At 72.4% G+C, this 5248-nt stretch carries 3 protein-coding genes and 1 pseudogene; 2 read left to right on the forward strand and 2 right to left on the reverse strand.

The features are described 5' to 3' along the window. Nucleotides 1–183: pseudogene (locus ABNT58_RS03870) on the forward strand (serine hydrolase); the annotation flags it as partial. Here the strand turns inward: ABNT58_RS03870 and ABNT58_RS03875 are convergent. Next, nucleotides 180–1037 (reverse strand): ZIP family metal transporter, encoded by an 858-nt coding sequence (locus ABNT58_RS03875; RefSeq protein WP_348752197.1) that lies wholly within the window; start codon nucleotides 1035–1037, stop codon nucleotides 180–182. The pseudogene ABNT58_RS03870 and the gene ABNT58_RS03875 sit on opposite strands and share 4 nt — an antisense overlap. A 169-nt stretch (nucleotides 1038–1206) precedes the next feature. Here ABNT58_RS03875 and ABNT58_RS03880 point away from each other — a divergent pair, with 169 nt between their 5' ends. Further along, nucleotides 1207–3714 (forward strand): ATP-binding protein, encoded by a 2508-nt coding sequence (locus ABNT58_RS03880; protein WP_348752198.1) that lies wholly within the window; start codon nucleotides 1207–1209, stop codon nucleotides 3712–3714. 27 nt (nucleotides 3715–3741) lie between these two features. On the opposite strand, the gene ABNT58_RS03885 is transcribed toward ABNT58_RS03880, so the two are convergent. Then, nucleotides 3742–4923, reverse strand: coding sequence for a helix-turn-helix transcriptional regulator (locus ABNT58_RS03885; protein ID WP_348752199.1), 1182 nt, complete (start codon nucleotides 4921–4923; stop codon nucleotides 3742–3744). Nucleotides 4924–5248: the final 325 nt, after the last annotated feature.

A 5248-nucleotide genomic window follows, 5' to 3' on the forward strand; every position in this document is an offset into this window, starting at 1 on the left:
AAGACCGGCACCCAGCACCGCCGCGCCTGCCACATGGGTGTGATCCACCCGCAGGACGGCGGCCGCCAGGCCATCGTGGTGGCCACCTGCGCCGAAGGCCTGGATGAGAACAAGCAGGCCGGCGAGATGTTCGAGCAGATCGGCCGCGCGATCACGCAGACGATGTTGAAGGAAGCAGGCTAGCCGAGAGCGGTGTCCAGCAGCATCATCAAGACGAAGCCGATCATCAGGCCCGTCGTCGCCGCCTTCTCATGCCCCTGCCGGTGCGACTCGGGAATGATCTCGTGGCTGATGACGAACAGCATCGCCCCCGCCGCAGCCGCCAGGCCCCAGGGCAGCAACCCGGTGGCCAGGCTTACCAGCGCGGCGCCGAACACCGCGCCCACCGGCTCCACCAGGCCGGAGGCGATGCCCAGGCCCACCGACACCAGCTTGCTGTAGCCCACGCCGCGCAAGGCCAGCGCGATGACCATGCCCTCCGGCACGTCCTGGATGGCGATGCCGGTGGCCAGCGCCTGTGCGCCGATGTGGTCAGACCCGCCGAACCCCACGCCGATGGCCAGGCCCTCGGGCAGGTTGTGCAGCGCGATCGCGGTGACGAACAGCCAGGCCCGACGCGTGGTGTCGCGGCGCGGCCCTTCCAGGCCCTTGACGAAGTGCTCATGCGGCACCAGCCGGTCCATCAGCATCAGGCCCGCCGCGCCCAGCAGCAGCCCCGCGCCCACCATGCCGCCCGCCTGCCACGGCCCGGCGCCCTGCCCCCTGGCCGCCGCCAGCGCCGGGATGATGAGCGAGAACGAACAGGCCGCCAGCATCACCCCCGCGCCGAAACCCAGCATCGAGTCGTTGGCCCGCTGCGAAAACTGCTGCGACAGCAGCACCGGCACCGTGCCCAGCGCGGTGGCCAGCGCCGCCATGCTGCCGCCCAGCAGCGCGCCATGCACCCGCGGATCGCCCATGAAAGGCGCCTGCAGCAGCAGGTCCAGCGCCGCCGCCAGGCCGCCCAGCACCACCGCCCAGCCCAGCCAGCGACGCAAGCGGGCGGCCCACGGAGCGGGGCGGACACGCGCCGCATCGGCGTTCAGAGCGGTGGCAGTGGGTGAGGAAGTCGGGGGCATGCGGTGAGCGGGGCAATCGGGATACCCGGTCGCGTACTGCAGCCGGCTGGCCCCTCACCGGCTAGCATGCGCAGCCACCCAGCAGTGAATGGACCCCATGCCCCCTGACCGGCGCAGCCCCTGGACCCGCCTCGCGCAGTCGCGCTGGAGCCAGGCCATCGCCGCCGGCCTGATAGCGGTGCTGGCACGGGCGCTGATGCAGCCGGTGCTGGGCGATGCGCTGCCTTTTCTGCTGGCCCTGCCCGCCTGCGCCATCGTGGCGGTGCGGCTGGGTGGCGGGCCCGGCGCGCTGGCGGCGGCGGTGTGCGCGGCGGCCACGTGGGTGCCCGGGCTGCCGCCCCAGGTGGCGCCTGCCGACCAGCCGCTGCAGATCGGCGCCTTTGCGGTCGCGGCGCTGATCACCGCGCTGCTGTGCGGCCGCCTGCGCAGCGCCCGCAGTGATGGCGCCAGCGGCCTGCGCTCGGGCCTGGCCGACCATGGCGAGACACCGCTGACGCGCTGGCTCAAGACCGTGTTGTGGGGCGCGGCGGCGATTCCGCTCACCATCTTCCTGGCGGCCGCCTGGTGGGGCTATCAGCGCGCCTTCCAGGACGCCGACGCCAGCGTGAAGCGGGTGGTGGCGGTGCTGGAGCGCCATGCTGGCCAGGCCCTGGGCACCGCCGAGCACATGGCGCGGCTGGCCGACAGCATCGCCGGCCACGACGACGTGGAGGTGCGCGACAACGAAGCCGCCATCTACCGCCGGCTGGCCGACGTGGTGGAAGGCCAGCGCGCCATCGCCGGGGTGTCGATCTGGAGTGCCAATGGCGAACCGGTGGCCAGCAGCACCCATTACCCGGTGCCGGCCGGCCCCTCGGCGCTCGACCGGCCCTGGTTCCAGCAGATCGCCGCCGGCGACACCCTCAAGATCACCAGCGTGGTGGAAGGCAAGCTGCAGCGCAAGCCGATCTTCAGCCTGGTGCTGCGCCGCGGCGCGCCGGATGGCCGCTTCGCCGGCGTGATCTCGGTGAGCCTGTCGCCCAGCTACTTCGAGGAGTTCTACAGCTCGCTGGCCACGCAGGAGCCGGGGCTCAACACCTTCTTGCTGTACCTGCAGGACGGGCAGGTGCTCACGCGCTGGCCGCGGCCGGACAAGGCGGTGCCCAGCCTGCCTTCGTCCAGCCCGCTGGTGGCGCCGGCCCGCCAAGGCGTGGCCAGCGGCGTGTTGTTCGGTGTCTCGGGCATCGACGGGCAGCAGCGCCTGGCCGCCTTCCAGCGGGTGGGTCAGCTGCCGGTGTACGTGTCCACCTCACTGTCGGAGCAGGCCATCCTGCAAAGCTGGAAGCGCTTCATCGGCCTGCTGGCGGCGGTGCTGGGGCCGGTGACGCTGGGGCTGGTGTACGTGTCCTTCGTGGCGCTGAAAAAGACGCGCAACGAAGCCGCCGTGGCAGTGGCGCTGCGCGAGGAAATCCGGCTGCGGGCCCAGGCCGAACAGGCGGCGCTGCAGTCGCAGAAGCTGGAAGCGCTGGCGCACCTGACCGGCGGCGTGGCGCACGACTTCAACAACCTGCTGGCCATCGTCAACGGCAACGTGCACCTGCTGCGGCGGCTGTACCCCGAGATGGCCGAAGGCCGCCCGCTGCAGGCCATCGGCCGGGCCACCGCGTCGGGCGTGCGGCTGACGCGGCAGTTGCTGTCGTTCTCGCGGCGGCAGGCGATCAACCCCGAGCCGGTGGTGCTGCAGGACTGGCTGCCCGCGGTGGCCAGCCTGCTCAAGACCACGCTGGGCGCGCGCGTCACGCTGGCGCTGCAGGTGCCGCCCGAGGTGATGCCGGTGCTGGCCGACACCGCCGAGCTGGAGCTGGCGCTGATCAACCTGGCGGTCAATGCGCGCGACGCCATGCCGCAGGGCGGCAGCCTGCACATCGAGGTGATCACCGACACGCCGCCTTCGGCGGACGGCCCGGGCCGGGTCAGCATCCGGGTGCGCGACAGCGGCACCGGCATGAGCCCCGAGGTGGCGCGCAAGGCCTTCGAGCCCTTTTTCACCACCAAGCCGCAGGACAAGGGCACCGGCCTGGGCCTGAGCCAGGTGCACGGCTTCTGCGTGCAGGCCGGCGGCAGCGCCACCATCGACAGCGTGCCCGGCCAGGGCACCACGGTGACGATGACGCTGCCCGCCACCGTGAGGCCGTCGACGCAGCCGGGTGGCGTCGTGGCCGACAGCGCGCCCACCCTGCACGGCCGTGCGCTGCTGGTGGAAGACAACGAGGAAGTGGCCGCCACCTATGCGGCGGTGCTGGCCTCCACCGGGCTGCAGGTCGACCGGGCGCCCCATGCCGACGGCGCGCTGGCGGCCATCACGGCGGGCGATGCGCCCAGCTACGCGGTGGTGGTGTCCGACGTGGCCATGCCCGGCAGCATGGACGGCATCCAGTTCGCACTGAAGATGCGCACGCTGCGCCCTGCGCTGAAGGTCATCCTGGTCACCGGCTATGCGTCGCGGCTGGAAGCGGCCAAGGAGGCGGGCCTGAAGGTGCTGAGCAAACCGGTGGAGCCGGCCGTGCTGTTCGCCGAGGTGGAACAGGCCCTGGCCACGGCGCAGCCGGCGGGTTGAGCCGCGCCTGCCAACCGGCAGGGCGCGTCAGGCGCTGATGCCCGCTGCGGCGCCGCGCAGCCGGGCCACCAGTTCGGTCTGCCGCCGGGCGCCGGTCTTGGCCAGCAGGTGCCCGATGTGCGTGCGCACGGTGGACACCTTGATGCCCGACAGCTCGGCGATGCGCTCGGCCGGCAGGCCGTCCAGCACCTGGCGCGCCACGCGCACCTCGGCCGGCGTCAGGCCGTAGTGCCGGGCCAGTGACGCCAGCACGTCGGCCGGAGCGGCGCGCAGGGTGGCCACCGCATGCACCGTGTCGTCGTCGGTACCGGCCAGCAGCGCAGGCGCCGGGCCATGCACCTGGCGCAGCGTCAAGGCCAGCGGCATGTCACCTTCGCCCACCAGCATGTGCCGCACGGTGGGCGCCTGATCCAGCCCGGCCATCAGCCGCGACAGGGGCTGCCAGCCCAGGTGGGTGCGCGCCATCAGGCTGCCGGCCGCGGTGCACCGCAAGGCCTGGGCCTTTTGGCAGGCCGCCAGCGCCTGCCGGTTGGCCCGCAGCAACTGGCCACGGCGGTCGAGGAACAGCATCGGCACGTCCAGCTGCTCGAACATGCCTTCGAGCGTGTGCGCCAGCGCCACCTGCGGCGCCAGCCGGCGGTGCAGGCGCAGCGCACGGCCCAGGTCGGGCAGCACCTCGCGCAGGCGCTGCACCAGCGCCTGGTCGAACCAGCCGGGCTGCGCATGCGAGCGCAGAAAGCTGACGAAGGCGCAGTGCTGCCCGTCCGGCTCGGGCGGCGGAATCACGCCGGTGAGCACGTCCTTGGTCTGGCAAGGCACCAGGAACTCGCGCCAGAAGTAAGACAGCCGCAGCACCTCGGGGTCGACCAGGTCGCAGCCGCGTGCGACGAAGCCGGGCACCACCAGGCCTTGCGCCTGCCCGGCCAGACGCCAGCTGTCGTGCGCGAAGAAGTGGCTCTGGTACTCGGTGAGCAAGGCAGGCGGCACCACCTCGGTGGCCACCGTGTCGGCGCCCTGCTCACTGGGCGGCAGCAGGTAGATGGCGCCCGCCGCGTCGAAGTGCGCGCAAAAGCCGCCCAGCGCCGAGCGGAAGCGCTGGTCGTCCCCCACGGCGTCATAGAGGCTTTCGACGCACTGCGTGAGGTTGGAAGACGCGGGAGGTGTTGATGCTGCGGGGACCGGCCGGTCCTGCGCGGAGACATGCGACAAGGGGGCTCCTCCTGTTGAGCGGCGCGCACGCCTGGCGCAATTGCAACAAGAAATTGCGACCGCTGCCGGACAGCTCTGACGACGAACTAGGGGGATGTGACGTCGCGGTCGCGCAGCATGCACCGCGACCACGACGCCAGGCCACCGGTGCCGCGGCACGCACGTTGCCCCCCGGCCGGCATGACCGCCTTGATCCAGCCGCCTGCCGACGCCCCCACCTCGCCCGCTGCCACGCCCGCCCTGCGGCTGCTGCCCTTTGACGATGCCACGCTGCCTGCCGCAGCCAGCCTGCCGACGCCCCAGACGCCGCCGCTGCCCTCTGCAG

This window comes from uncultured Aquincola sp., assembly GCF_964001545.1.
Lineage (GTDB): Bacteria > Pseudomonadota > Gammaproteobacteria > Burkholderiales > Burkholderiaceae_C > Aquincola.

What these genes read in the sequence shown, in the direction of transcription:
- ABNT58_RS03880 (WP_348752198.1), top strand. Translation starts at nt 1,207, where the DNA reads ATGGACCCCATGCCCCCTGACCGGCGCAGCCCCTGGACCCGCCTCGCG.